Annotated in this window: 19 protein-coding genes and 1 pseudogene; 9 read left to right on the forward strand and 11 right to left on the reverse strand. The window is 70.7% G+C overall.

The window, feature by feature from the left end; translation table 11 throughout:
* Nucleotides 1-156: 156 nt before the first annotated feature.
* The 4 genes from ABZU76_RS02500 to ABZU76_RS02515 form a co-directional block, all read right to left on the reverse strand.
* Nucleotides 157-1,458 (reverse strand): cell division protein DivIVA, encoded by a 1,302-nt coding sequence (locus tag ABZU76_RS02500; RefSeq protein WP_354864285.1) that lies wholly within the window; start codon nt 1,456-1,458, stop codon nt 157-159.
* Nucleotides 1,459-1,579: 121 nt separating this feature from the next.
* On the reverse strand, nt 1,580-3,571 hold the full coding sequence (locus tag ABZU76_RS02505; RefSeq protein ID WP_220244144.1) for an SDR family oxidoreductase: 1,992 nt from the start codon (nt 3,569-3,571) through the stop codon (nt 1,580-1,582).
* A 369-nt stretch (nt 3,572-3,940) separates the two neighbouring features.
* Nucleotides 3,941-4,648 (reverse strand): class F sortase, encoded by a 708-nt coding sequence (locus tag ABZU76_RS02510; RefSeq protein ID WP_354864287.1) that lies wholly within the window; start codon nt 4,646-4,648, stop codon nt 3,941-3,943.
* A gap of 16 nt (nt 4,649-4,664) precedes the next feature.
* A complete protein-coding gene (locus ABZU76_RS02515) occupies nt 4,665-6,170 on the reverse strand; it encodes a hypothetical protein (RefSeq protein ID WP_354864289.1) in 1,506 nt (501 codons plus the stop codon).
* Between the two features lie 332 nt (nt 6,171-6,502).
* Between ABZU76_RS02515 and ABZU76_RS02520 the strand changes: the two genes are divergently transcribed.
* Together ABZU76_RS02520 and ABZU76_RS02525 are read left to right on the forward strand one after the other, a co-directional pair.
* Nucleotides 6,503-7,369: a Bax inhibitor-1/YccA family protein gene (locus ABZU76_RS02520; RefSeq protein ID WP_354864291.1), complete on the forward strand. Its 867-nt coding sequence runs from the start codon at nt 6,503-6,505 to the stop codon at nt 7,367-7,369.
* 328 nt (nt 7,370-7,697) lie between these two features.
* The gene (locus ABZU76_RS02525) at nt 7,698-9,254 is read left to right on the forward strand and encodes a DHA2 family efflux MFS transporter permease subunit (RefSeq protein ID WP_354864293.1); all 1,557 of its coding nucleotides are present in this window, start codon (nt 7,698-7,700) and stop codon (nt 9,252-9,254) included.
* A gap of 87 nt (nt 9,255-9,341) precedes the next feature.
* Here the strand turns inward: ABZU76_RS02525 and ABZU76_RS02530 are convergent, their stop codons facing one another.
* The gene (locus ABZU76_RS02530; protein WP_354864295.1) at nt 9,342-10,562 is read right to left on the reverse strand and encodes an acetyl-CoA C-acetyltransferase; all 1,221 of its coding nucleotides are present in this window, start codon (nt 10,560-10,562) and stop codon (nt 9,342-9,344) included.
* A gap of 131 nt (nt 10,563-10,693) precedes the next feature.
* On the opposite strand from ABZU76_RS02530, the gene ABZU76_RS02535 reads away from it, so the two are divergent.
* From ABZU76_RS02535 to ABZU76_RS02560, 6 genes are all read left to right on the forward strand, one after another.
* Nucleotides 10,694-10,885, forward strand: coding sequence for a hypothetical protein (locus tag ABZU76_RS02535; RefSeq protein ID WP_354864297.1), 192 nt, complete (start codon nt 10,694-10,696; stop codon nt 10,883-10,885).
* Between the two features lie 278 nt (nt 10,886-11,163).
* Nucleotides 11,164-12,534, forward strand: coding sequence for a cystathionine beta-synthase (locus tag ABZU76_RS02540; RefSeq protein ID WP_220244137.1), 1,371 nt, complete (start codon nt 11,164-11,166; stop codon nt 12,532-12,534).
* A 215-nt stretch (nt 12,535-12,749) separates the two neighbouring features.
* The gene (locus ABZU76_RS02545; RefSeq protein WP_354864299.1) at nt 12,750-14,345 is read left to right on the forward strand and encodes a hypothetical protein; all 1,596 of its coding nucleotides are present in this window, start codon (nt 12,750-12,752) and stop codon (nt 14,343-14,345) included.
* An 899-nt stretch (nt 14,346-15,244) separates the two neighbouring features.
* Nucleotides 15,245-15,772 carry a hypothetical protein gene (locus tag ABZU76_RS02550; protein ID WP_354864301.1) on the forward strand — a complete coding sequence of 176 codons (528 nt, stop codon included), beginning with the start codon at nt 15,245-15,247 and terminating at the stop codon, nt 15,770-15,772.
* A gap of 85 nt (nt 15,773-15,857) precedes the next feature.
* Nucleotides 15,858-16,595 carry a hypothetical protein gene (locus ABZU76_RS02555; RefSeq protein WP_354864303.1) on the forward strand — a complete coding sequence of 246 codons (738 nt, stop codon included), beginning with the start codon at nt 15,858-15,860 and terminating at the stop codon, nt 16,593-16,595.
* Nucleotides 16,596-16,727: 132 nt separating this feature from the next.
* On the forward strand, nt 16,728-17,885 hold the full coding sequence (locus ABZU76_RS02560) for a cystathionine gamma-synthase (protein ID WP_220244134.1): 1,158 nt from the start codon (nt 16,728-16,730) through the stop codon (nt 17,883-17,885).
* A gap of 288 nt (nt 17,886-18,173) precedes the next feature.
* Here the strand turns inward: ABZU76_RS02560 and ABZU76_RS02565 are convergent, their stop codons facing one another.
* Nucleotides 18,174-18,473, reverse strand: coding sequence for a hypothetical protein (locus tag ABZU76_RS02565; RefSeq protein WP_354864305.1), 300 nt, complete (start codon nt 18,471-18,473; stop codon nt 18,174-18,176).
* Between the two features lie 96 nt (nt 18,474-18,569).
* Here ABZU76_RS02565 and ilvA point away from each other — a divergent pair, with 96 nt between their 5' ends.
* Nucleotides 18,570-19,775, forward strand: a complete 1,206-nt coding sequence (ilvA, locus tag ABZU76_RS02570; RefSeq protein ID WP_354864307.1) for a threonine ammonia-lyase — start codon at nt 18,570-18,572, stop codon at nt 19,773-19,775.
* A gap of 6 nt (nt 19,776-19,781) precedes the next feature.
* On the opposite strand, the pseudogene ABZU76_RS02575 reads toward ilvA, so the two are convergent.
* The 5 genes and pseudogenes from ABZU76_RS02575 to ABZU76_RS02595 form a co-directional block, all read right to left on the reverse strand.
* A pseudogene (locus ABZU76_RS02575) lies at nt 19,782-20,159 on the reverse strand (ferredoxin); the annotation flags it as partial.
* Between the two features lie 1,150 nt (nt 20,160-21,309).
* A complete protein-coding gene (locus ABZU76_RS02580; RefSeq protein WP_220244130.1) occupies nt 21,310-21,756 on the reverse strand; it encodes a hypothetical protein in 447 nt (148 codons plus the stop codon).
* A 63-nt stretch (nt 21,757-21,819) separates the two neighbouring features.
* Nucleotides 21,820-22,257 (reverse strand): hypothetical protein, encoded by a 438-nt coding sequence (locus tag ABZU76_RS02585; protein ID WP_354864309.1) that lies wholly within the window; start codon nt 22,255-22,257, stop codon nt 21,820-21,822.
* Complete coding sequence (locus ABZU76_RS02590) at nt 22,235-26,164, reverse strand: hypothetical protein (protein ID WP_354864311.1); 3,930 nt, start codon at nt 26,162-26,164, stop codon at nt 22,235-22,237. Before ABZU76_RS02590 ends, ABZU76_RS02585 begins: the two co-directional genes overlap by 23 nt.
* A complete protein-coding gene (locus ABZU76_RS02595; RefSeq protein ID WP_220244127.1) occupies nt 26,164-26,478 on the reverse strand; it encodes a type VII secretion target in 315 nt (104 codons plus the stop codon). Before ABZU76_RS02595 ends, ABZU76_RS02590 begins: the two co-directional genes overlap by 1 nt.
* Between the last annotated feature and the right edge of the window lie 4 nt (nt 26,479-26,482).

Here is a 26,482-nt window from a genome sequence, read left to right on the forward strand (position 1 = left end):
GCTGGTAGCAAGGAAATCCGGCATTTCCTGTGGATAGGCGGCTGCCTGTGGATAACTGCGGGGAGGGGGTTGACAGAGGCTCGCGCGGCCTCTGCGAGAAACGACGAAGGCCGCTTCCCCGGTCGAGGGGGAGCGGCCTTCGTCGTGAAGTGCGGGTCAGGAGTTGGACTTGCCCGCCGCCTGGGAGACCGGCTGAGGCGTGGAGCCGTTGGCGTTCTCGATGGGCTTCGCGGCGGTGGCGGCGTTGCCCTTTGCCGGTGCGGGCTTGGGTTTCACCGTCGGGGCCGGGGTGGTCGGGGAGTCGACCGAGACGACCTCGGGCTTCGGCTTCGGGACCGGAACGGGCTTCAGCGCGGGTGCCGGCGCGACAGTGGGCTTGGCAGAAGCAGCGGCGGCAGGCGCGGCAGCGGGCTTGGCAGAAGCAGCCGGAGCAGGTGCACGCTTGGCAGCAGCAGCAGGCGCAGAAGCAGCCGGGGCAGGCGCAGCTGCGGGCTTGGCAGAAGCAGCAGACTTGGCCGACACAGAAGAAGCTGCCGGATCATCCCCACCCACCAGCTTCGACGCCGACGGGATCACCGACTCCACCGGAAGCGCCGCCAGCAGGGTCTCGCTGCTCTTCAACACCTCGTCCGCCATCGCCAGGTTCTTGCGCGCCTGCTCGCGGATCTCGGCGAGGCGTTCGACCTTGCGGGTCGCCGCGGTGGTGCGCTGGGCGGCCTGAGTGGTGGCTTCGTCGAGGCGCCGCTTGGCTTCCGTGGTGGCGTCGTCGACGCGGCGCTTGGCCTCGGCCGTCGCCTCGGCGATGCGGCGCTCGGCCTGGTTCTTGCTCGCCGTGCGCTGGTCTGCGATCAGCTTCTCGTGCGCGGTGCGCTCGGCGGTGATCTTCGAGTCGAAGTCGCGCTCGATCTTGCGGCGCTTGCGCTCGGCTTCGTTGTCAAGGAGTTCCCGGCGTTGCGCCGCCTCGACGGTGAGCCGCTGCACCTCGGCGCGCGTCTCCTTCAAAGCCGCTTCGTGCTCGGAGTGCAGCGCCTCGGCCTGCGTGTCGAGCTCCGAGACCAAACGCGTGTAGCGCTCGCGCAGCTTCGTCGACGCCTCGGTGGACGAAGCCCAGTGCTTCTCGGCCGCCACCTGCGCGCGCTTGGTGATCTCGTCGGCGCGCGCCTGCGCGAGCTGCACCGTGCGCTGCATGCGCTCGTCCAGGTCCTCGAGCCGCTCGGGCGGCTTCATCAGCTCCTCGACGCGGCCCTGCAGCTTGGTCACCTCGCCGCGTGCGGCCTCGAGCTCGCGCGCCAGCGTGGCGACCTGCGTCGCCGCCGCGTCGCGATCACTGAGCAGCCGGCGCAGCTGCGCCTCGATGTGATCGAGGTACTGGCGCACCTCGTTGCGGTCGAAGCCGTGCCAGGCTTGGGTGTACTCGCGCCGCAGGGGCAGGAGGCCGTTGTCTCGCTCGGGAACCATAGGCCCGACCGTACCCGCGCACATTGTGTCGTCGGCGTCAGGACTGGTGATTCACCGCCACGTGTCGGGCCCTACCTGGTGATCGTCCACTGAATGGCCTCACCCTCGAGACGCACTGTGACTACCAGTGGAACCCGCGCGACAGCCGGGCCAGCGCCATCGCCGCCCGCGACAGGTGTTTCTCGCCACGGCCGATCTTGAGCCGGCCCGAGCCGCCGGCCGCCGTCGAGTCGGGGAAGATGCGGAAACCCTGGTACGCGATCGCGTCGGTGAGGCCCGGCGCCAGCGTGTAGGTGAGCCCGATGGCCTGCCCCGCCGGCGTGCCGATGTGCTTGGGTCGCTGGATCAGCGCCTTCATGACCATGTCGGCCGCCTGCTCCGGCGACTTCGTGGGGAACGCGTCGTAGATCTTCGTCGGCCGGATCATCGGCGTGCGCACCAGCGGCATGTGGATCGTGGTGAACGTGATGCCGTCACCGTGCGTCTCGGTCGCGGCGATTCGCGAGAAGTAGTCGAGCGCGGCCTTCGACGCGGCGTACGCGGAGAACCGCGGCGCGATGCCCTGCACGCCGATCGACGAAACATTCACGATGTGCCCGAACTTCCGCTCCGACATGTGCGGCAGCACCGCGAGGATCAGCCGCACCGCGCCGAAGTAGTTGATCGCCATCGCGCGCTCATAGTCGTGGATCCGGTCGTACGACAGCTTGATCGACCGGCGGATCGAGCGCCCGGCGTTGTTCACGAGCATGTCGATCCGGCCGTGCTCGGCCAGCATCGCGTCCACGGCCTTGTGCACCGACTCCTCGTCGGTCAGGTCCGCCGGGTACACCGACGCCGTGCCGCCGGCCGCGATGATCTCGTCGCGCACCTCTTCCAGCTCGTGCTGCCGCCGCGCCACCAGCAGCGGCACGCCGCCCGCCGCAGCGACCTTCAGCGCCGTCGCTCGCCCGATGCCCGAAGACGCGCCGGTGATGATCACGCGCCGCCCGTCCAGCTCACCGCGCGGGCCGTGCTTGCGGGCGCGGAACGGGTCGAGGTGCTCGCGCCAGTAGCGCCACAGCGTGGCTGCGTAGTCCTCGAGCCGCGGCACCTCCACGCCCGTGCCCGCCAGCGCCTTGCGCGTCTCGGTCGACGCGAACACCGACGGGAACGCCATCGTCTCCAGCAGCACCGGCGGGATGCCGAGGCGCTCCATCACCGCGTCGCGCGCGATCGTGAAGCCGGGGATGTGCTCGCCGAGCTTCACCAGCCCGACGAGCCCCTTCGACACGCCCTCGCCCAGCTGCGCCGTGATCGTCGGCGCGCCCGCGGACCGCGCGAACGCGTTGTACACCGACACCACCGGCTGCGGCTCGGGGTTCACGAGGTGGAAGGCGCGCCCGTCGAGGCCCGGCGTGGTCACCAGCTCCAGCAGCGCCTTGGCCACGTAGTCGACCGGCACCACGTTGGTGTCGCCGAGGTCCGGCCCGACGATCGGCACGTCGGGCAGCCCGGCGAGCTTGCTGATGGCCGGGAAGAGGTAGTACGGGCCGTCGATCTTGTCCATCTCGCCGGTCTTCGAGTCACCGACCACCACGGCGGGCCGGTACACGCGCCACGGCACCTCGTGCTGCTCGCGCACCAGCTTCTCGGCCTCGAACTTCGTGCGGTGGTACGGCGTGATCAGCCGCTGCCCGACGTCGAACATGTCCTCGGTGAACAGGCCCTCGTGATCACCGGCCACGGCCACCGAAGACACGTGGTGCAGCCCGCCGGCGCGCAGGTCCGCGGCGAGGTCGACGACGTGCTGCGTACCGTCCACATTGGCCTTGATGCTGGTCTCGTCGTCGGCGGTGATGTCGTAGAGCGCGGCCAGGTGCACCACGTGGTCGACACCGCGCAGGTCGGCGCGGTCCTCCTCGGACACGCCCAGCATCGGTTCGGCGAGGTCGCCGGTCACGAGCGTCACGCGATCCGCGTGCGGCCACCCGTCGACCAGCTTCGCCAGCTTCTCCCTCGACGACGCGCGCACCACGAGGGCGACGCGTTCCGCGTCCGGCCGCATGAGCAGCAGCCGGGTGAACTGGCGGCCGATCAACCCGGTCGCACCCGTCACCAAGAACGTCGCCATCTCCATCACCCTCCGCCGTACAACGCTGGACCCTTGCCGCATTCTGCTGCATGGAAGCCGCGCTGACCACAGCGCGCCCGACTGATGTTACTCGCTAGTAACTTGTCGCGAAACTCGGGTCCCGCAGGTCGGAGGCACCTTTTTCCGGCGACGGTGTCCCGATGAGCGGCACGAAGTGACCGTTCGCGACACCCGCCGCGCGGTGCGAACGGTCCCCTCGCACCACGTGAACTGCACGCCGTTGCTTGCCGCACAGGAGAAAAAGGCAGAAAAACCGGTGCCCCGGCGAAATCCCGCCGGGGCACCCTCGTCGAATAGCACGGTCGAAAAACGCGGTGAAAAACTCGGTGAAAAACTCGGTGAAAAGGATCAGGCCGGATCCGCGATGACGACCCGGTTCTCCTCGTACCCGTCGGTCCCGCCGACCCACCGGCCGCCACAGGTCACGAGCACCACCCGGTGCGGCCCCGCCTGCCCGAAGAGATCGTCGGCGCGGGTCGGCAGATCGTCCTTGTGCACGGTGACCAGCTGCGAGATCCGGTATTTCGAGGTCTTCCCCGAACTGTCCACAATGGTCACTTCGCCGCCGATGCGCTCGTTCCACAGCTCGGCGAACGGTCCCGTCGCGCCCTTCCAGTTGACGTGCCCCGCGAAGACGCTGGCGCCGCTCACCGCGTCGAGCGCGGCGCCCCACCAGGCCGCCTGCCCGATGTCCGAGGGCACCGGCAGCGTGTTGCCCGGCCCGAGGCCCTGGCGCACCATCGCCGCCGTCCCGCCGCCGGGCAGCCGGAGCGTGCCCGGCTTCTGCGGCGCGAGCGGGGGCTGCTTGTGCTCCACCGGCGCGGCGGGCGGCGGCTCGGCCGGCGCGGTGGACGACGGTGGTGAAGGTGGCGCCGAAGAAGGCGCCTCCGAAGGCGCAGCCGGCCGCAAACCCGCGAGGGCGGCGGCGGCCGGCTGAGCACTGCCGGCCACCACCGCCATCGGGGGTGCGCTGATCACGACGGTGGCGAGCTCCACCACGAGAACGCTCGCCGCGCCGAGGACGAAACCGGTGATCAACCGGCTCTTGCGTGCCATACCCGTTCCGCTCTCACTACCTCCGGGACGCGCGCCGCGCGGCGAACCCGACCAGACCCGAACCGACGAGCGCGAGCACCGCGAGGCCGATGAGCCCCGGCGCGGAGAAGCTCGTCTCGACGGCACCCTTCGCCATCGCCACCGGCTGGTCGCCCGCGGGGATCGCGTGGGGGACCTCGTTCGGCGTGTTGGCGACGGTGAGCGCCAGTGTGTCGCCAGGCTTCAGCGAGCCGCACACCGAGGGCGGGTTCTTCGGGTCGAACGCGTTCTCGTAGCCCGGCGGTGCGTTGACCTCGACGGCGCAGATGTCCTGGGGCGCCAGCAGGTTGTCCACGGTCACCGCACCGGTGTCGCCGGCGGTCGTGACGACCACGGGCTTGCCGTCGGGGCCGTCGAGCGGCTTGCCGTCCTGCCCGGTGGCGGCGGTCGTCTTGTCCTTGCCGGTGATCCGCAGCGTCGCGCCGCCGATGCCCTTGCCGGTCTTCGCGTCGGTCTTGGTCACCTGGACCTTGCCCGGCTTCGCGACGGCGACGACGCCTTCCGCGGTCAGCGTCTTCTCGCCGCCGGTGGACACCACGTTCTGGATGCCGGTGTTCACCGGTTTCTGCACGTACGGCCGGTCGGCCGGGGCCGAGAGCGACGTCGCGAGCTTCGGCTGGTCACCGGTCGGCGTGAGCTTCACCGAGATCGTGCCGTCGGCGCCCGTCTTGAGCGTGGTCTCCGTCTGCGCGCCCTGAACGGTGGCGCTGCCGCCGGCCGTGTCGGTGGCCTGGGCGTCGCCCTGCGAGTCGGAGTCGATGCCGGTGGTCAGCGTCGCGTCGGTGGCGTCGAGCTTGACCGCGACGTCCGGGACACCGGTGCCCTTGGCGTTCTTCACGGTGACCGTCCAGGTCGCCGCGGTGCCGAGGTGCTGGTCTTCCTTCGGTGGCGTGACCGAGGCGGTCCACGGGCCGCGGTTGGCCTCGGCGTCGGTGGTCAGCTTGGCGACGTCGTCGTACGCCGTGGGGGCCTTGTCCTTCAGCCCCTGCAGGTGCATGTCGATGTCGTAGCCGATCTTGTCCGCGGGCAGCGCCTCGTTGAGGTCGTCGTGCCCGGGCCGCGGCGCGGAGGTCCACGAGTGCAACAGGTGCGCGAGCGCCGCGGCGACGTTCGCGTCCTTGGTGTCGCCGTAGCGCAGCAGCAGGTACGAGATGTTGGCCGCCTTGTCGGCGGGGATCTCGTCGCCCCACTTGGTGAGGAGCTTGTCGCCGGGCTTGTAAGTCTCGTTCGAGTCCGGTGCCTTCAGCTGGAAGCTGACGCAGAACACCTGCTTGCCGGCGACGAGGTAGGACCCGAGCCAGTTGCCGCTGTGGTCCTTGTTGTCGAACCGCTGGGCCGGGACCTCGACCCCGATGCCCTGCTGGGTCGCGGCGTCGGCGGCGGTCGGGCCGATTGCGGTGAGGGAGAGTGCGCCGAGCACGGCCGTGGCGACCAGACCGGCGGCCGCGCGCAGGCGAGCGCGCGGGCGTGAAGACCACCCCATGGTGTGTTGACTCCTTCAACAGGCTCTGTCGTGACGCCTCTGCGTCGACGCAGGTCACACGATCGAACAACTCCCCGACACGCCTTCGGTCACATTCCGAACACGCGAAGTGAAGGTTCGCGGCTGATCACCCGGATTGTCTAGGGGCCATCGGGTGACCTGCGGTGAACGGGTCGTGATCTCAGTCGCATACGGTGTAGCCCGGCGCGGGTCCGGTCCCCTGATCGGACAAAAGGGTAAAGTCTCCTTTACTCGACGGTCTCGACGGGAACCAGCAGGCCCGAGCGGTCGTTGAACCCCATGCAAGGTGCCAGCAGATCCAGGAGGATCAGGTGCGTTCCAGTAGCAACCCGGCGTTCCGCAACCTGTCCCGCGGTTCGACCGCTTCAGGGCAGTACGGGCCGAACGTGGGCTTCGACCAGCGGCCCTACGGCACTCCGCAGGGCCAGGGCGGTGTTCCCGGCTACGGTCCCGGGCAGATGGCCGCCGGTTCCGCCGACCGTCCGATGACGGTCGACGACGTCGTCGTCAAGACCGGTCTTTCGCTGGGCACCGCGCTGGTGTTCGGCGTCCTCACGGCGATCTGGGCCCAGAACCAGCTCGTCACCGACTCGCTCGGCCGCGTCACCGGGATGAGCGGGGCGCTGCTCGGCGCTCTGTTCGGCGGCCTGATCGTGGGTCTGGTCCTCTCGCTCGTGATCATCTTCGGGCAGAAGGCGAGCGGTCCGCTCACGCTGGCCTACTCGGCCGCCGAGGGTATTTTCCTCGGTGCGCTCAGCGGGCTGTTCGAGCTGCTCTACCCGGGGATCGCGCTGCAGGCGCTGATCGGCACGGCGGGTGTGTTCATCGCGATGCTGGTGGTCTACAAGACCGGCGCCGTGAAGGTCACGCCGAAGCTGACCAAGTGGATCGTCGGCGCCGTGGGCGGCGTCGTGGTCCTGATGCTGGTCAACCTGCTCACCGCGCTGGTCTTCGGCTTCAACCCGCTGCGCGACGGCGGCCCGATCGCGATCATCTTCAGCCTGGTGGTCATCGGCATCGCCGCGTTCAGCTTCCTGCTCGACTTCGACCAGGCCGACCGCATGATCCGGTCGGGGATGCCGGCCAAGTGGGCGTGGTTCGCGGCCTTCGGCCTCATGACCACGCTCGTGTGGCTGTACCTCGAGATCCTGCGGCTGTTGTCCTACCTGCGCGACTAGTGCTCGCGTAGGACTCCCGAGAAGGCGCTCCGTTTACTACGGGGCGCCTTTTCTGTGTACGCGTTCTGTGGGCGGGGAAATTGCTCTTCGCGCGACGGAGCGCGTACGCAGAGTGCTTGTGCGGGGCCAATTCCTGGGCGCGTCGGTGCAGGTGGATGACTTTCCGGGGCCGCGTGGAGAACGCGAAAAGTCGTCTACGTCGTGCTTCGGGCGAAATCGATGGCTTTTTGTCGGTGGCGTCCTCTAGCCTCGACGACGTCACGCAAGGGGGACCCAACCTGGGGCTTGCGTGACCTTTTGCTCTCGATCGATGGGGATGGTCCACCGCATGTCCGAACAACCGAGCCCGGCCGCGCCGGGCGCCGCCGGGCTCGACGACAAACTCGACCGCGGCGTGCTGAAGATCGCCTCCGTCGTGGTGCTCGGCGCCATCATGGCGATCCTCGACACCACGGTCGTCAACGTGGCGCTGCAGAAGCTCACGATCCAGTTCTCCACGTCGTTCGACACGATCCAGTGGGTCGCCACGGGCTACATGCTCGCGCTGGCCACGGTCATCCCGGTCACGGGCTGGGCCTCGGACCGCTTCGGCACGAAACGCTTGTACCTGCTGGCGATCGGTACGTTCCTCGTCGGTTCGATGCTCGCGGGGCTCGCGTGGAACGTCGAGTCGCTGATCATCTTCCGAGTCGTGCAGGGGCTCGGCGGCGGCATGCTGATGCCCGCGGGCATGACGATCCTGACGCGCACGGCGGGTCCGCAGCGCATCGGCCGCGTGATGTCCGTGCTCGGCGTGCCGATGCTGCTGGGCCCGATCTGCGGCCCGATCCTCGGCGGCTGGCTCGTCGACGCCGTGAGCTGGCGCTGGATCTTCTACATCAACGTGCCGATCGGCGTCATCGCGTTCGTGCTCGCGCTGCGCCTGCTGCCGAAGGACAAGGCGACGAAGTCGGGCCGCTTCGACTTCGCAGGGCTGCTGATGGTGTCGCCGGGCCTGGCGGCCCTGATCTTCGGCGTCTCGCGCATCCCGTCCACCGGCACGGTCACCGCGATCGAGGTGTGGCTGCCGGCGGTCGCGGGCATCGTGCTCCTGGTGAGCTTCGTGCTGCGCGCGCTGCGGGTGGCGGACCCGTTGATGGACCTGAGCCTGTTCCGCAACCGGACGTTCTCGGTCTCGATGATCACGCTTTCGGTGTTCTGCATGGGCTTCTTCGGCGCGATGCTATTGCTGCCCACGTACTTCACCCTGGTGCGCGGCGAATCCGCGCTGCACGCCGGCCTGCTGCTCGCGCCGCAGGGCTTCGGCGCGATGATCGCGATGCCGATCGCGGGCCGTTTGTTCGACAAGCTCGCGGCCCGCCGCATCGTGCTGCCGGGCCTGGCGCTGATCGTGGTGGGCATGGTGCCGTTCACGCAGGTCACGTCGACCACGCCGTACGCGCTGCTGCTGTCGGCCGCGTTCGTCATGGGCCTCGGCATGGGCTGCACGATGATGCCGATCACGTCAGCCGCCCTGCAGACGCTGCGCTCCGAGGACATGGCGAAGGCCTCGACCACCACGAGCATCTTGCAGCAGACGTCGGGCGCCATCGGCTCCGCGATCATGTCCATCGTGCTGGCCGCCCTGCTCGGCTCCCGCTTCGGCGTCCCGACGAGCCAGGGCCAGCTGGCGGCTACGGTGGCCACCCTGAACCCCGCCACGCACACCGCCGCGTCCGCCCTCGCCGCCGGCGCCTTCGCGACGCCCTTCCTGATCGCCACGGTGATCCTCGCGCTCTGCCTGGTGCCCGCCGCCTTCCTGCCAAACAAGCGCTTCATCCCGACAGCCCCTTCGTCGGGCTCGGACGACGCGGCGGCCCCGGTCCCGGCGGCGCCGTTGCACTGACGGGGTTTGCTTCACGGGAGAGGGCCGCCCGCAACCAAAGTCGCGAGCGGCCCTTCTTCCGTACCTACCTCAAGAAAGCGGTCTACTTCAGGAGAGGCGCTCCAGCACCATCGCCATCCCCTGCCCGCCACCAACGCACATCGTCTCCAGCCCGAACTGCTTGTCGTGGTGCTGCAGCGAGTTGATCAACGTCGACGTGATGCGCGCCCCCGTCATGCCGAACGGGTGGCCGACCGCGATGGCGCCGCCGTTGACGTTGAGGCGGTCGAGGTCGATGCCGAGGTCGCGGTAGGACGGGATGACCTGCGCGGCGAACGCCTCGTTGATCTCGACGAGGTCGATGTCCGAAATGGACAGACCCGCGCGAGACAGCGCCTGCTTCGAGGCCTCGACCGGGCCGTAGCCCATGATCTCCGGCGACAGGCCCGTGACGCCCGTCGACACGATGCGGGCCAGCGGCGTGAGGCCGAGCTCGCGCGCCTTGGTGTCGGACATGACGATCACGGCGGCGGCGCCGTCGTTGAGCGGGCAGCAGTTGCCGGCGGTGATGCGGCCGTCGGGGCGGAACACGGGCTTCAGGCCGGACACGCCTTCGATGGTCACGCCGGCGCGCGGGCCGTCGTCCTTGGACACGACGGTGCCGTCGGGCAGCGTGACCGGCGTGATGTCCTTGGCCCAGAAGCCGTCGGCGATCGCCTTCTCCGCGAGGTTCTGCGAGCGCACGCCGAACTCGTCCATGTCCTCGCGCGTGATGCCCTTGAGCCGCGCCAGGTTCTCGGCGGTCTGGCCCATCGCGATGTAGACGTCGGGCACAGTGCCCTCACCGCGCGGGTCGGCCCAGGTGTCCGTGCCCGACGAAGCGGTCGCCACGGTGCGGGCCTCGGCGTCGGCGAAGAGCGGGTTGTGCGTGTCGGGCCAGGAGTCCGAGCTGCCCTTCGCGAAGCGCGACACGGCCTCGACGCCCGCGGAGATGAAGACGTCGCCCTCGCCGGCCTTGATCGCGTGCATCGCCATGCGGGTGGTCTGGAGGCTGGAGGAGCAGTACCGGGTGATCGTGCAGCCGGGCAGGTGGTCGTAGCCGAGCTCGACAGCCACCGCGCGGCCCATGTTGAAGCCGGACTCGCCGCCGGGCAGACCACAGCCGAGCATCAGGTCGTCGATGTCGGCGGGGTCCAGCTGCGGCACCTTGTCGAGCGCCGCCCGGATCATCTGCACGGCGAGGTCGTCGGGGCGCATGCTGACCAGCGAGCCCTTGGCGGCACGGCCGATCGGGGAGCGGGCGGTGGAGACGATGACGGCTTCGGGCATGGCGTGACACTTCCTCGGGTCGGTGACAACGGCGGGCGCTAAGCGGTTGCTCACCATAGTGCCGCCTGTCCCGTCTCCCGCAAAGCCCAACGCGACGCGGACCACTATCGGGCGCCGGCAGGATCTCCGCAATGGCCGACGTCAACCTGCGCTGCGCCTACCTGCGGATGCCGTTCGACGGCGGGCCGGACGAGTTGCAGGTCCGCAAGGCCGCGCAGCGGATCCTGACCCTGCACCTCCGCCCCGCCGAGACGGCGACAGCTGGTTCTGGCCGAACGTCGACCTGGACCTCGCCGGCGCGAAGCTCGTCGACCTGTCGCTGAAGTACTGCCGGGTCCGCTCGGCGGTGTTCGCAGACGTGGCCTTTGTCGGGACCACGACGTTCCGCTACACCAGCTTCGCGACCAAGGTGGATTTCACCCGGGCGACGTTCGCCGAGCCGCCCGGTGTCGAGGGATCGAGCTCCCGCCCGGAACGCCCATCCCGGGCGGGACTGCCACCTTGGAGTCGAGCCGCTCCGCCTGAGTGGACAGTGCCGCAGGTCCAGCGTTTAGGCTGGGCTCGCCGCCGAGATCCGGCGCGGAAGGGCAGGAGCGCAGTCGTGGAGTACGCCGAGCACATCGTCGACCTCGTGGGGAACACCCCGCTGGTCAAGCTGAACTCCCTCACCAAGGGGCTCAAGCCGCTGGTGCTCGCGAAGGTCGAGTACGTGAACCCGGGCGGCAGCGTGAAGGACCGCATCGCGCTGCGGATGATCGAGGCCGCCGAGGCGTCGGGCGCCCTCAAGCCCGGCGGCACGATCGTGGAGCCGACGTCGGGCAACACCGGTGTAGGCCTGGCGATGGTCGCGCAGCGCAAGGGTTACAAGTGCGTGTTCGTCTGCCCCGACAAGGTGAGCGAGGACAAGCGCAACGTCCTGCGCGCGTACGGCGCCCGCGTCGTCGTGTGCCCGACAGCCGTCGCGCCCGAGCACCCCGACTCCTACTACAACGTCTCCGACCGCCTCGTCCGCGAGATCGACGGCGCCTGGAAGCCCAATCAGTACGCGAACCCGGCCAACCCCGAGAGCCACTACCTCTCCACCGGCCCCGAGATCTGGCGCCAGACCGAGGGCAAGGTGACGCACTTCGTCGCCGGCGTCGGCACCGGCGGCACGATCTCCGGCACCGGCCGCTTCCTCAAGGAGGCCAGCGACGGCCGCGTGCAGGTCGTCGGCGCCGACCCCGAGGGCTCCGTCTACTCCGGCGGCAGCGGGCGCCCGTACCTGGTCGAGGGCGTGGGCGAGGACTTCTGGCCCGAGACCTACGACCGCGGCATCGCCGACCGGATCATCCCGATCTCCGACGCGCACTCGTTCGACATCACCCGCCGCCTGGCGGTGGAAGAGGGCCTGCTGGTCGGCGGCTCGTGCGGCATGGCCGTCGCCGCCGCGCTGAAGCTCGCCGAGGGCCTGACCGAGGACGACGTCGTGGTGGTCCTCCTGCCCGACGGCGGCCGCGGCTACCTCACCAAGGTTTTCAACGACGACTGGATGTCGTCCTACGGCTTCCTCCCGCCCGACTCCTCGGGCGCGACGGTGGGCGACGTGCTCACCAAGAAGAGTGGCTCCCTGCCCAGCCTCGTGCACACGCACCCGAACGAGACCGTGGCGGAGGCCGTCGCGATCCTGTCGGAGTTCGGCGTGAGCCAGATGCCCGTGGTCAGCGCGGAGCCGCCGGTCATGGCCGCCGAAGTGGTGGGCGCTGTCAACGAGCGTGACCTGCTCGACGCGCTGTTCACCGGTAAGGCCCAGCTCGCGGACAAGCTCGAGACGCACATGTCGCCGCCGCTGCCGACGATCGGTGCCGGCGAACAGGTCAGCTCCGCGATGAAGGCGCTCGAGGGCGCGGACGGCGCGTTGGTCTTGATCGACGGCAAGCCCGCAGGGGTCGTCACCAGGCACGATCTGCTCGGGTTCCTGGCGGGGCGCTAGCTGACGACACTGCGCTGTTGGTCACCGATCCGATCACAGCCACGGCAGGAGTGTTGCCAGACCCGGCAGCGTCCGGTTAACTTCCCGCCTACTTCCGGTCGGATCGGTAAAACGGCAAAGCGGGCCGGGGCGTTCCGAGCGCCCTGCCCCGCTATCCGATAGCGTGGGCGCGATAGAACTTTTTCGCGTCCTCGTCAAGGGGGTTCAAGACCCACATGAGTGCTCCGCAGCCACCGAACCAGCCCGGGGACGGCGGCGAGCAGCCGCCGCAGGGCCCACCGAGTGGTCCCACACCTCAGCAGGACAGTCCTTTCGGCGCGTCGGAGCCGACCCAGGTGGTCCAGCCGGGCCAGCCGTACCCGTCGGCCCCGCCTTCGGGCGATGGCGGACTGTTCGGCGAAGCCCCCGAGCCCACGCAGGTCGTGCGGCCCGGTGACGCGAACGCCGGCGAAAGCCACTTCGGCGCCGAGTCGACGCAGCTCGTCCCGCCCGGCTCGCAGCCGCCGGCCATCCCGTACTCCCCGCCGCCGAGCGCGGCCGACAACCCCGCTGCCATGGGCGGCGGGTTCGGCCAGCAGGGCTTCGGGGGGCAGCCCGGTGCTCCGGGTGCTCCTGGTGGCTTCGGTCAGCCGGGCCAGCCGCAGGGCTTCGGCGCCCCGGGCGGGTACGACCAGGGCCAGGGTGCCTTCGGTGCCCCGCCGCAGGGCGGTTTCGGTCAGCCGGGTCAGCCCGGGCAGCCGGGTCAGCCGGGCGGTTTCGGAGCGCCGCCGGCCTTCGGTGCCCCGCCTGTCGCGTCCGGTGGCGGCAACAGCATGTACGGCTTCATCGCCGGTGGCGTCGTGGCGCTGCTGGGTGTGCTGTCGCTGGTCTGGTCGTTCCTCTACATGGGCGACGCGAGCGACTACTCGTCCAGCCTCGACCAGGCCCGCCAGTCGGCCGGTGACGCGAAGGTCGACGAGCTGCTGGGTCAGTCCGGCCTCGCTTCGCCGGGCGCCATCTGGTTCTACGTGATCATGGTCCTGGTCGGCGCGGTCGTCTCCATCGCGGGCGGCGCCGGGCTCATCCTGGCCGGCCGCCTCGGCGGGATCAAGAAGATCGTGCCGATCGTGGTCGCCGTGGGCGGCGTGCTGCTGGGCGTCTTCGGCGTCCTGCTCATCGCCGGCTCCATGCCGAACCAGGAGCTCCTCGACCAGGCCGGCGGCAACGCCGCCGACAGCATCGGCATGCCGACGCTCATCTTCGGCATCCTGATCTTCATCGTCGGGCTCCTCGGCCTGATCCCGCCCACCGCCCAGTTCGTCGGCCTCGGCGGCGGCACCCCGGGCGGCGCGGGTGGCTTCGGTGGCCCCGCGGGTGGCGCTGGTGGCTTCGGCCAGCCGGGTCCCTTCGGCCAGCCGCAGCAGGGCTTCGGCCAGCCCGGCCCCTTCGGCCAGCCGGGTCAGCCCGGTCAGCCGGGTCAGCCTGGCTTCGGCCAGCCCGGCGAGCAGCCCCCGTTCGGCCAGCCCGGCTTCGGCCAGCAGCCCAACCCGAGCAGCGGCGGCTTCCCACAGCCCGGCGGCTACGGCCAGCCCCCGCAGCCCGGCTACGGCCAGCCCGGCGAACAGCCCGGCAGCGGCGGTTTCCCGCAGCCGGGCCAGCCTCAGCCCGGCCAGCCCCAGCCCGGTTACGGCCAGCAGCCCCCTCCGGGCTACGGCCCGCCCCCCGGCTACGGCCAGCCCCAGCCGGGTCAGCAGCCGCCCCCGGGTTACGGCCCCCCGCCCGGGCAGCAGCCCCCGGGCTACGGCCAGCCGCCGCAGCAACAGCAGTGGTGACCAGCTGAGCTTGACGTGAAGGGCCCCTTCGGTGCATGGCATCGAGGGGGCTTTTTGCTGTCCGGCGGCTCTTCGGCTCTGTAACTGGCTCGACCCGCGCTCGCTTTCGCGCTGCCGCCGGGCAATCGCCGAGGCCGGTCCGCTCGCAGGTCGCACGCCGTTCCGCGCCGCCCGCGCCGCGCGGTGGCGGACCGCCGCGCTTGGTTGGCGCGATCGACTCCGCAGGGCGGAGACCAGGCTGGACCGCGTGGGGCTTGGCTTCCGGTGCAGCGCGGAGCAGCGGTGAGCCGCGGAGTTTCGCCGGCCGCGATTCACTTCGCGGCGTGGAGGACGCGGCCAGGTCTCTCTCGTCGGGTTCGGATCGGCGATGAACCCCATCAGAAGGAGCGAGCCGCGAAGCGTTGCTGCCTGCAGTCGTCTCCGCGGCCTTCACCCCTTGGCGGATTCCCGGCGCGGTTCGCGTTTGCGACCTCGGCCGCGGGCGCTGGCACCCCACTCGCCTTGATGAACTGCCGGGCGTTGCCGCCAGCCGTCGACCTTTCCTGACCGGAAGTATGGGCGGCCCGCCGAATACCGCTCGGTATCGCGAACTGCACCGGCCGAAGCAGGCCCGCCCCCAGACTCCGCGGCCCATTTCCCCACTGTCGGCATTTCTCCCGTTGCGCTCCGGCAGCGTGGAGCCGCAACACAGCGTCCGGTCACCCGTACAGCCGATCTTTGCGAAAAATTGAGAAATGCGGTTTTTCAGTAACGCTTCACCCTTCTGATCTTGACCCATTACCCGACCTGGGCGAAACGGGCACTGGTTCTTCATCGCTTCACCATTTCCCGTCCATGATCGCGATTTCCGGGCTAGGGTGAGCCGTTCGTTTTCGCCTTCGGCCCGAGGGGGAGCAGAGTTGAGCGGCCCGTACGGATCTCCAGCGCAGCAGCGGTCAGGTCCCGCGCACGGGGAACCGCCTGCGCGGCGCGGCCGTCCGTCCGGGGCGACGGCGTTGGTCGCGGCGCTGCTGGGGCTCGTGGCGGCCGGGGCGGCGGGCTACTTGCCGGCGACGTTGTTCATCGACATCCCTTCGGGGTTCAGCCTCGGCGACCTTCCCGTGTGGACACTCGTGGACCTCGGCGGCTACCTGGGTGCCGGTCTCTTCCTGCTCGTCGGCGGGCTCGCCACGATCTTCCGCGCCACCGCCGGCGCCGTGCTGCTGATCCTCGGCGCGGTGATCGCCATCGGCGCGATCCTGCTGGAGCCGACGCTCGGCAACGGCGGCTACGCGGCCTACTTCGAGGTCGTGTTCGCGCTGAACGGCTTCGCGGCCGTCGACCGGGCGGTGCTGGTGGTGCTGGCGCCGCTGGTGCTGGTGCTGGCGGCGCTGCGCCCGACGTTCTCGTATCTCAGGTACCGGGCGTACGTGCCCGGACAGTGGTGATTTTCGCCCCGAAAACATCTCCAGCCTGGCACGATACGAGGACATCTCCCCGCAGCCGGTGGGGGCCGGATTCCCGAGGACTTCCGTGAGCTATCCCCAGAACCCCGGCCAGGGGCAGAATCCGCAGCAGCCGTACGGTCAGCAGCCCTCCGGCCCACAGCCCGTCCCCGGCCAGCAGCCCTACGGTCAGCCGTACCCGGGCCAGCAGCCGGCGCCCTACTCAGGTCCGCAGCCGATGCCGGGGCAGCCGTACCCGGGCCAGCAGCCCGTGCCCGGCCAGTACCCCCAGCAGTACGGCCAGCCGAGCCAGCCGTTCCCCGCGTACCCGGGCGGTCCGGGCGTGCTGCAGCAGAAGCCGAGCGGCGGAACCGCGATCACCGCGGCCGTGCTGGCGATCCTGGGTGGCGTCGTCGCGCTGATCGGGGTGATCGGCTCGATCATCGGGCTGTCGGCGCTGCACGGTGCCGAGGTGCTCTTCATCGTCTCGCTGGTCGTCGATCTCGCGCTCGCCGGTCTGCTGCTCTACGGCGCCATCGCGCTGATCATGCACAAGCCGGCGGGCCGGATGTGCGTGATCATCGGCTGCGGCGTCTCGATCGCGTTCTCCGTGATCTCGTTGATCCTGACCGCGACCGGCGCCACCGCTCTCGGTTCGTCGGCCGAGTTCCTGGGCTACGGCGTCGCGAGCGGCATCGTCGCGCTCATCCCGCCGGTGGCCACGCTGGTCCTGGCGATCGTGAAGCCCACTCAGCTCTGGGTCGGGCTCGGCACGCCGGCACAGCCGCAGTACCCGGGCACCTACCCTCCGCAACAAGGCTGGTGACGGACCGGTCCCGCCAGGCGCAATCGCCGCCGGGTGGGACCGCACCGGCGGGACCTGCGATGACAGGTGGCGGCAGGCGTGAATTCCATCCCACCTGGCGGGATTGTCGGTACCGGGCCGTACCCTGGAACCATGGTCGACGACTACTCCGTGCTGGGCTTCGAAACACGCGCCATCCACGCCGGGCAACAGCCCGATCCGCGGACGGGCGCCGTCATCGTGCCTATTTACCAGACGTCGACCTACGCGCAGGACGGCGTCGGCGGCACCCGTGAGGGTGACTACGAGTACTCGCGCACGGCGAACCCCACGCGCACCGCGCTGGAGCAGGCCCTGGCCTCGCTGGAGGGCGCTCGGCACGCGCTGGCGTTCGCGTCCGGCATGGCGGCGTCCGACGCGGTGCTCCGCACGACCCTGCGCCCGGGCGACCACCTGGTGCTGGGCAACGACGCGTACGGCGGCACGTTCCGCCTGATCGACAAGGTGCTGAGCCTCTGGGGCATCGAGCACACCGTCGCCAACCTCGCGAACGTCGACGAGGTCCGCGCCGCCCTGCGGCCGGAGACCAAGCTGATCTGGTGCGAGACGCCCACCAACCCGCTGCTCGGCATCGCCGACATCGCGGCCCTGGCCGGCGTGGCCCACGACGCGGGCGCGCGCCTGGTCGTCGACAACACCTTCGCGACGCCCTACCTGCAGACGCCGCTGGCCCTCGGCGCCGACATCGTGGTCCACTCCACGACCAAGTACCTCGGCGGCCACTCCGACGTCGTCGGCGGCGCCGTGCTGACCAACGAGGACGAGGTCCGCGAGCAGCTGTTCTACCTCCGCAACGCCGCCGGCGCCGTCCCCGGCCCCTTCGACGCGTGGCTCACCCTGCGCGGCCTGAAGACGCTGGCCCTGCGCATGGAGCGGCACAGCGACAACGCCGAGCTGATCGTGCAGACGCTCGCCAAGCACCCGAAGGTCTCGAAGGTCTACTACCCGGGCCTGCCCGAGCACCCCGGCCACGAGGTCGCGGCCAAGCAGATGCGCCGCTTCGGCGGCATGGTGTCCTTCCGCCACGCCGACGGCGAGCAGGCCGCGCTGGACGTCGCGTCGCGCACCGAGCTCTTCATCCTGGCCGAGTCCCTGGGCGGCATCGAGTCCCTCATCGAGCACCCGGGCCGCATGACCCACGCCTCCACGGCGGGCTCCACGCTCCAGGTCCCGGCCGACCTGCTCCGCCTCTCCGTCGGCATCGAGGACGGCACCGACCTGGTCGCCGACCTCACGGCGGCGCTGGGCTGAGCCTGTTTTTCAGGGAACCCCCGTGCCGGTCGGCGCGGGGTTTTCTGCTGTGAGCAGGCAGTTCGAGGCCGGCGGCCTGCGTGCGGTCACCGGCATGGCGAACCTGCCCGTTGTGCGAGGCCGGCTCGCCGTGCGACTGGCGGGGCCGGTCCGAGCGCTTTGCGCGGCGGTTCGTCAAAAAATGTGCTGACGATCAGGCTTCCTCGGTGCCCGATCGAACCGGGCATACGCGAAAACCCCGCGCCGATCGTCGGCCACGGGGTTCGGGATGGGGCAGGTCTGGACCGGTCAGGGCCGATAGCTGCTCGGCTGCGGACCCGCCGTGTGCAGGGAGTGGTGGACCGCCTCCTGCTGCTCGGCGGGCGCGGCCGGGAGCTCGGAGCCGTCGATGCAGCCGCCGACGAGCTCGACGTGGTTGTCATGGCGGATGTACTGGGGGTGGGCGCCGCAGCCGGCCGCGTCGACGGTGAAGTAGGCGGCGCCGGTGAGGGCGACGGCGGAGGCGACGCCCAGCACGAGGGGCAGGACTCCGGCCGAACGGGTCGCGCTCGTCCCGCGAGCGGTCGTCGCGTTTTTAGCGCGGGCCATGGTCGCACTCCCTGATCACGTGAGGTTGCCGTTATCAGAGTACCGGTCTCGCGGCGGTGGCACCTCGGCCATCCGTCGGTGGCATCATCGCGACCTATGGAACTGGTCAGCATCGAGCGGATCGAGGAGGCGCGCAAGCTCCTCGAGGGCATCACCAGGGTGACCCCCATGGAACACGCCCGTGACCTGCGGCGCTTACACGGCGGCCCGGTCTACCTCAAGTGTGAAAACCTGCAGCGCACCGGCTCGTTCAAGATCCGCGGCGCCTACACCCGCATCCACGGCCTCACCCAGGAGGAACGCGCCCGCGGCGTCGTCGCGGCCAGCGCCGGCAACCACGCGCAGGGCGTGGCGCTTGCCTCGTCGCTGCTGGGGATCTCGTCGACGGTCTTCATGCCGCTGCGCGCGCCCCTGCCGAAGCTCGCGGCCACCCGCGGCTACGGCGCCGACGTGCACCTCCACGGCGCCGTCCTCGAAGAGACGCTCGCGGAGGCCATCGCGTTCTCCGAGCGCACCGGGGCGGTGTTCATCCACCCGTTCGACCACGTCGACGTGATCGCCGGGCAGGGCACCGTCGGCCTGGAGATCCTGGAGCAGGTGCCCGGCGTGAAAACCGTGCTCGTGGCCACGGGCGGTGGCGGCCTGGTCGGCGGCGTCGCGGCGGCGGTGAAGGGCCTGCGACCCGACATCCGCGTGGTCGGCGTGCAGGCCGAGGACGCCGCCGCGTACCCGCCTTCGCTGGCCGCCGGCTCGCCCGTGCGCCTGCGCGAGCTGCACACGATGGCCGACGGGATCGCCGTCGGTGAACCGGGTCCGGTGAGCTACGCGCACGTGTCTTCGCTGGTCGACGACGTCGTCACGGTCACCGAGGAGTCGCTGTCCCGCGCGGTGCTGCTGTGCCTCGAGCGGCGCAAGCTCGTGGTCGAGCCCGCCGGCGCCGCGACGGTTGCCGCGCTGATGCAGCACCCGGGCGCCTTCGAGCCGCCTGTGGTGGCGATCCTGTCGGGCGGCAACGTCGACCCCGTGCTGCTCCAGCAGATCATCCAGCACGGCATGACGGCCGGCGGCCGCTACCTCAAGCTCCACCTGCGCGTGCCCGACCGGCCCGGCTCGCTCGTCTCCGTGCTGACGTGTGTGAAGGAGCTCGGCGCCAACGTCCTCGACGTCGAGCACTCCCGCATCTCCGGCAGCCTCGCCCTCGGTGAGGTCGACGTGGCGCTCGCCCTCGAAACCCGTGGCCCCGAACACTGCAAGGCGGTTGAGGCCGCCCTCGCCGACGCCGGGTTCACCATCGTCCCGTGACCGTCCTCAGTGGACTGGTTGTTCCCCGGTGACCGCCGCCAACGCCAGCTCCCGCGCCGGCTCACCGACCTCGGGCACCTCGAACCGCCGCCCGCGGATGTGGCTCAGCAGCTCGGGGTCCGGCGCCACGGCGTGCTCCCGCAGGTAATACGCGACGGCACCGGGCCATACCCAGCTGCCATCGGTCCGGAACGTCAACGGCACAGCGTCTACGCGCCCCGGATCGAACGCGTCGACGTCGAAACTCCGCGACGCCAACACGGCGGGCGCGGATTCGAGGTAGGCCAGCACCCGCTCGCGCTCCGCCGCGGGCAGCGCCTCCCGCTCCACCACGGGCCGCCCGGCCTCGTCGAGGCCGTCGTAGACCCGCGGCGTCCGCATCTCGGCTGCCGTCGTCGCCGGCGGATCCGCGACGCCGGGCTCAACCGGCGTGACGGGGCCGGCCGCTTCCTCCGGCGGTGCAGCGGGGCCGGCCGCTTCCTCCGCGGGTGCCGCGGGGGCAGCGCCACCTTCCGGTGCCGACGCGGCAATGTCCTCTAGCGGCGCGACGGTTGCTGTCTCGGGCGCGGTCGAGGCCTGCTGCTGAGTTGCGGGCGTTGCGCCCGCGTCCGGCGCCGGTTCAGTGCCGCCCTCTGTCGGTATGGCGGCTGCCCCGCCGGCTGTGTCTCGCTGCGGAGCCGTGGGGGTGCCACTGCTCGCCGGTGCCGCGGCGGTGTTCTCCTGAGGCGAGGCGGGGGCTGCGTTTCCGTCCGTCGGCGCCGAAGCGGCGGCATCCTGTCTCGGCGCGGCAGGTGCTTCGGTGTGAGATGCCGGCACAACGGGCGGTGGCGCTGCGCTCTGCGGTGCTGCGGTGCCTTCTTGCGCAGCTGTCGTACGCTCGGCCGCCGGCACTGGAGTGGTGTCGTTTGCGACACCGCTCGCCGGCGCTGCGGTGGCGTTGACCTGCGGCGCGGCGGGCGCGTCGGCGTGAGGTGCCGGCGCAACGGGCGGAGGTGCCGCAGCCGGGCCGCCTTGCGGAGCCACCGCGCGGTCGGGCGGCGGAGGTGGTGTGTCAGGCGTCCACGGTGCCGGGAGTGGCGGCAGCCCCGCGCGCGTCCGCAGCCAAGGCGGGATGAAGGCCTCCGAGCGCGGGAAGAACCGCAGCTCGTCCTGGAAGCCGAGTTGCGGGGGCGGCCGGCGCCAGATCGGCTCGACGTCCGGGCGGAAGTCGAGGCGGGGTGGCTGCTGAGGGGTGAACAGGAGCGTCGCGCTGAGCCAGGTGCCGCGGCCGCGGCGGTACATGCCGCCGCGGAGGACGGCGAGGAGGCGGACGGCCTCGGGGTGCGGGCGGGCCGGGTAGTCACGCCCGTCCGGGGCCGTGGTGAACACGTCGGCCTCGACGTGCCGCCCCACGGCCCGGTACTCGACCCGCAGCTGCCGCCACCCGGGCGGCACGGCCGAGGCGCAGGCCTGCCCGATCCGCAGGACGAGGTCCTGCTGCTGGGCCGGGCTCAGCGGTACCGGCGGTTGGCTCAATGCGTCTCCCGCGGTGGTGTCAGTTGCCGGCGGCGGCGAGCCGCTCGCGGAACCAGTCGGGCATGAACTCCTCGGTGCGGGGGAACCGCTCCTGCTCGATCGCGAACTGCTGCGCGGCCGGGTACGGGTCGAAGTCCGGCTCGTTGCGCCAGTTGTACTGGATCGTGAACCGGCTCGGCGGCTCGATGCCGAAGCGCGCGGAGAACCACGTCCCCTCGCCCTCGGTGTACATCCCGCCGCGCAGGCGCTGGAACATCTTCCACACGTCGACCGGCGGGTCCCACGGGCGGAACGTGCCACTGGGGTCCTTCACCCCGACAGCGACGTCGACATTGCGGCCGACCATGCGGTAGTCGATCATCACCTGCTGCCAGCCCGGCGGCAGGGCTTCGACCACAGCCGTGGTGATCTCACCCAGCAGCTCGTTCTGCTGGATCGGGTCCAGCTCCGGCCACTTGAACGGCATCGGTCGTGTCCTCCTGATCGTTCGGACTTTTCGGGCAGGCCCATCATGGCACGGGCCCCGCGGTCACTCCTGGGCCCGCAGGCGGTCCTGCTCGCCGCCCTCGTCGAGCAGCTTCCGCAGCCACGCCGGCACGTGCTCGTCGTCGCGCGGGTAGGCCTCCAGATCACGCGTGAACGCACTGGGGTGCAACGGCGGCCACCAGTTCGGGTCGCCGTCGAGGTCGTAGGTGAACTCCGGCGACGAATCCGGGCGCAGCACGACCTTCGCGGAGAACCACGTGCCACGGCCGGGTTCGTACATCTCGTCGCGCAGCGCGCGGAACGCGGCCTTCACCGGGGCGGGCAGCTCCATCGAGCCGGGGGAGCCGTCGCGCATCCGCACCTGCAGCGCGAAGTCGTTGGCCACCACGGTCGCCGACACCGTGAGCACGATCTCCGCCCACCCGGGCGGCGCCGCGTTCCCCAGTGCCGTCGCGATTTCAGCGGGAACGGGATCGGTCACTGTACTGCCTGTTCTTTCCGAAGTTGATGTCCGCGGGGTTGTTCGGGAACTCGCGCTCCTTGGTCACGCGCGAGATCTCGACGGGTTTCCCGTTCTCCACGACGACGTGCCCGTTGGCGTCGGTCTTGTAAACCACTTCCTGCCAGCGCATGGTGACGCTCTCCGGCACTCCGTTGCTCTCGCCGTGCATGGCGACCTGGTAGTTCTGGATGTCCTGGCCTTCGGTGTTCGCGAACTTGCCGAGCTCGGTCTCCTGGTTGCGCCACGAGGCTTCGTGGATCCAGCCGTCGCGGTAGTTGCCGCTGTTGGATGCCGCCATCTGTGGGTGCATGTTGACGTACTCACCCGGGCCGCCCATCTCGTTGGCCGCGAGGTGGCCGCCCGCCCAGCGCACCTTCTCGTACTTGTCGCCGTACTCGGGGTGGTCGGCGAACGCCTCCTTGCCCTCACCACCGGAGCGGTTCTGCGAGTTGGTGTCGCGGAAGGTGTCGTTGCGGCCGTCGAAGATCGGGTCGCCCGTCATCGCGTCGGGCTTGCCGTTCTCGCCGATGTGGAAGGTCCACGACTTCGCCGAGTCGTGGAAGTTCGGCACGCGGTACTGCGCGCCCGGGATCAGCGGGTAGCGCAGGTCGGGGTTGTGGTTGGGCGACGACGTGCCGGACGTCGCCTCGACGTGCGTGACGTGGCCGTCGGCGTCGGTGTAGAACCGTGTGCTGGCACCGTTTTCGTAGGACACGTGGTACTCGGCGTTGCCCGCCAGCGGACGCTCGCCGTGCAGCGTCTGCGGCACGCCGTCCGGGTCCGGGTCGGTGTTGCTCGTCCGCGCGGGTACGTCGTCGATGTCGCGCGGCGAGTCGATGTCCGGGTGGCCGTCGCGGTGGCGCGGGCCGGCGAACTCGGAGTCGTCGGGCCGGTCCCAGTCCACGAACCGCCGGTCGAACTCCGGCGAGTCCGGGTTGTACGTGCGGGTCGCCGGAGGAAGGTCGAACTCCTCCTCGGGGATGTCCGCGGCGTCGTCGTCTCCCCGGGCGTGGGCGCTGTCGGCGTCGACGTCGTGCGGGTCGTGGTGGTGCGACTCGGGCGCGAATCCGTCCTGGCCGGCGTGGTGCGACGTGCCGTCCGGGTGGTGCACGGACCACTCGCCGTCCGGCGGGATCCGCGGCCGCATCCGGCCGTCCGGGCCGATCTCGTAGTCGGACGAGAAGACCCGGCCGTTCGAGTCGGTCCAGGCCGGTTTGGTCGGCGCCATGACGTCGGTGTCGAGCTCGCGCGAGAGCCGGTTGGCGAAGTCGTTGGAGCCGGCGTCGCAGCCGATCAGGCGGATGGGACGGCCGTCGTAGTCCGCGTTGTGGCGCAGGACGTCGGCGAACTCCTCCGGCGTGTAGTGCCGGTCGCCGATGCGCGCGTGCCCGTCGGCCGTCACGTGCACGTCGACGGTGTAGCGCCCGTCCGGATCCGGCTGCACGCGGTGGGGGAGGTCGCCCAGGTCCGTGTCACCGCGGTGGTACGAGCTGCCCGCCGGCGTGCTTTCGGAGTGGTGCTGGTTGACCTCGTCCGGCGTCAGGGGTTCGTCGTCGTGGTGGTGCGGCCCGCCGTCGTGGTCGGGCGTGTCGTGGTGATCGGACGGCTCGTGGTGATCGGGATTGTCGTGATGGCCGGCGTTGTCGTGGTGGTCGGGTGAGCCGTCGGTGTCGTGGTGAGGTGCCGTGTCGTCCGGCTCGTTGTGATGGGGAGCGCGGTCGTCCGGCTCGCCGTGGCGCGGGGTCCGGTCGCCGGGCTTGCCATCGGGAGTCTGATGTGGACTGTCGGCCTCCGGGCGGGTCGCCGTCGGCGAGCCACCACGCGCGACGGGCTCCGGCGCGTCACTCGGCCGCCGCGGCCCGCCCGCAGCCGGGTCGCCCGGGCGGCGCGGGCCGTCGGGGCCCTGGGGCGAGCGAGTGTTCGGGTCGCTCGGGCGGCGCGGTGAACCCGAGTCGGGTCGTCGTGACGAGGGCTCAGGACCGTCACCGGGCCGCCGTGACGAGGGCCCGCGATCGGGGCCGGTGCGAGGACCTGAGGGCTCCGGAGTGCGCGCGCCCGGGCTGCCCGGCGTGCCCGTCCAGCCGCCGCCGCTGCCGGGCCGACCTGCCGGCGTGCCACCGGGACCGCCGCCCGACGGCGAACCCGCCGGAGCGCCACCACCCTGCGGCGGCATCCCACCGGCGACGGGCTGGTTCGGCGTGGCGGACCCCGACGGGCTGCCGCCATCTCCGGTGCGCGGAGCGGGTGCGCTGGGCGCGGGCTCGTCGACCTTCGGCGGCGCGTAGCCCGACGCCGAGGTCGAGCTGTCTCCCGAGCTTTGATGCGCGGACGGCGAGCTGCTCCCGGACGAGCCGCCGGAGTGGGCCGGCGCACCTCCGCCGGACCCGCCGGTGCTGTGGGGCGCGGAGCCGCCGGACGGCGAGCTGCCGGCGTGCGACGAGCTCGGCGCGTCGCCGGTGTGGGCGCTCGGGGCGTCGCCCGTGTGCGAGGGCGCGGAACTGCCGCCACCTGACGGCGAAGAGCTGCCCGCGTGGCTCGGCGAGCTCGAGGAAGAACCGGCGTGGCTCGGCGACCCACCACCGGACGGACCGCTGGTGCTGTGCGGCGCGGAGCTGCTGTGGGAAGGGGAATCGCCGCTGACCGTCGACGCCGAATTGTCACCGCCGGCCCCGCCTGTGTCGCCGTCGTGGGTGCCGTTGCCCGTGCTGCGGCGCGACGAGTCACCGGAAGAACCGTCCCTTGTGGAGGGACCACCGCCGTCCGGGCTCGATGACGCGGAGTCACCGTCACCGGAGTGCGAGCCGTCGGCGTCCGAGTCGCCGGAGTGCGAGCTACCGGAATCCGAGTCGCCGGATCGCGAGCTGCCGGAGTCCGGATCACCGGAGTGGGAGCTGTCGGCGTCCGAGTCACCCGAATGCGAACCGTCCGAGCCATCCGGACTGCCCGAACCCTCGCCACCGGGCGAGTCCCCGTCACCGTCGGAACCGCTGTGGTGCGAACCACCGCCTGAGCCGCCACCGCCCGTGTGGTGCGCGAACCCGCCGGCCTTGATGTTCTTCGTGCTGATCACGTCGAGGCCCGTGACCTTGCCCGCCAGCTTGCCCAGGATCTTGATGATCTTCGTGAAGACGTCGGCCAGCTTGCCCAGCAGCGGCGACACCCGGCGCATCGTGTCGCACAGCTTGGTCAGCAGGCCGCTGATCTTCTCGCCCCACTTGGAGATCGCCGTGACGGCCTGCGCGACGACCAGCGGCGTGCCGAAGCCGAGGGAGAAGACCTCCTCCATCACCCACGAGATCAGCTTGCCCACCAGGTCGGCGATCAGCTGCCGCACGGTCTCCCGCACGAACGACACGACCTGGCCCATGATCATCGTGACGGTGCCGATCGCGCTCGCCACCGTGGCGGCCCCGCCGAGGGCCTCCGCGCACTCAGCCGCGCCCTTGCGGTACGCGTCGGCCGCGTCACCCGTCCACTCCGCGGTGCCGGTCTTGACCGCGTTGGTGTAGTCGGCCTGCCTGTCCTGCAACGCTTTTGCGACGTTGCCCCAGGTGTCCGCATAGGACTGGATCACGGGCGGGTTGCCCGCCACCGAGTCGAGCATGTCCTTCAGCGGCTGCACGTGCTCCATGAGGAACGACGCCACCGACGACATCAGGTAGCCGAACGGGTCGATCGCCGCGCCCGCGATCTCGCCCGCGAGGCTCAGCACCCCGAGGCCGCCGGAAACCCAGTCGCCGTCCTTGATGCCGTTGAACGCGTCCATCGCCGACTCGGCCACGCCGATGCCCGTGGCGTAGCCGTAGTCGCCGTTGCCCGCGGTGAGCGGCCCGGGGCCGTCGCCGTCCTGCTTCGCCTGGACGACGAGCGGGTTGCCGTCGGCCATCAGTCGGGGACCTTCGTGGAAGCGATGGCGTCGGTCGTGCCGGTTTCGTAGGTCTGGTACGCCTGCGCGGCGTTGCGGACCTTCTGCGCCTGCGCGTCCATCGCCGTCACGGTGTTCTGCAACGCGTTGATGCCGAACTCCTCCACCGGGTCGAGCATGGCCCGGAACGGCTGGCAGAGGATGCCGTACGCGTCGGTGGGCATGCTGACCTGGTTCGCGGCGTCGACGGCCTGCCGCAGCCCGTCGCTGATCCCGTCGAGCTGGCCAGCGTGCGCCTCGAGGTCGCTGCCGACCTCGTATCCCTTAGGTGCCATGGTG

Origin of the sequence: Amycolatopsis sp. NPDC005232, assembly GCF_040607795.1 — a bacterium.
Taxonomy (GTDB): Bacteria; Actinomycetota; Actinomycetes; order Mycobacteriales; family Pseudonocardiaceae; genus Amycolatopsis.

Coding starts and splice junctions, on each gene's coding strand:
- ABZU76_RS02545 (WP_354864299.1), top strand. CDS start 12,750: ATGAGTGCTCCGCAGCCACCGAACCAGCCCGGGGACGGCGGCGAGCAG.
- ABZU76_RS02590 (WP_354864311.1), bottom strand. CDS start 26,164: ATGGCCGACGGCAACCCGCTCGTCGTCCAGGCGAAGCAGGACGGCGAC.
- ilvA (WP_354864307.1), top strand. CDS start 18,570: ATGGAACTGGTCAGCATCGAGCGGATCGAGGAGGCGCGCAAGCTCCTC.
- ABZU76_RS02535 (WP_354864297.1), top strand. CDS start 10,694: ATGGCCGACGTCAACCTGCGCTGCGCCTACCTGCGGATGCCGTTCGAC.
- ABZU76_RS02595 (WP_220244127.1), bottom strand. CDS start 26,478: ATGGCACCTAAGGGATACGAGGTCGGCAGCGACCTCGAGGCGCACGCT.
- ABZU76_RS02530 (WP_354864295.1), bottom strand. CDS start 10,562: ATGCCCGAAGCCGTCATCGTCTCCACCGCCCGCTCCCCGATCGGCCGT.
- ABZU76_RS02560 (WP_220244134.1), top strand. CDS start 16,728: ATGGTCGACGACTACTCCGTGCTGGGCTTCGAAACACGCGCCATCCAC.
- ABZU76_RS02510 (WP_354864287.1), bottom strand. CDS start 4,648: ATGGCACGCAAGAGCCGGTTGATCACCGGTTTCGTCCTCGGCGCGGCG.
- ABZU76_RS02580 (WP_220244130.1), bottom strand. CDS start 21,756: ATGCCGTTCAAGTGGCCGGAGCTGGACCCGATCCAGCAGAACGAGCTG.
- ABZU76_RS02565 (WP_354864305.1), bottom strand. CDS start 18,473: ATGGCCCGCGCTAAAAACGCGACGACCGCTCGCGGGACGAGCGCGACC.
- ABZU76_RS02505 (WP_220244144.1), bottom strand. CDS start 3,571: ATGGCGACGTTCTTGGTGACGGGTGCGACCGGGTTGATCGGCCGCCAG.
- ABZU76_RS02515 (WP_354864289.1), bottom strand. CDS start 6,170: ATGGGGTGGTCTTCACGCCCGCGCGCTCGCCTGCGCGCGGCCGCCGGT.
- ABZU76_RS02500 (WP_354864285.1), bottom strand. CDS start 1,458: ATGGTTCCCGAGCGAGACAACGGCCTCCTGCCCCTGCGGCGCGAGTAC.
- ABZU76_RS02525 (WP_354864293.1), top strand. CDS start 7,698: ATGTCCGAACAACCGAGCCCGGCCGCGCCGGGCGCCGCCGGGCTCGAC.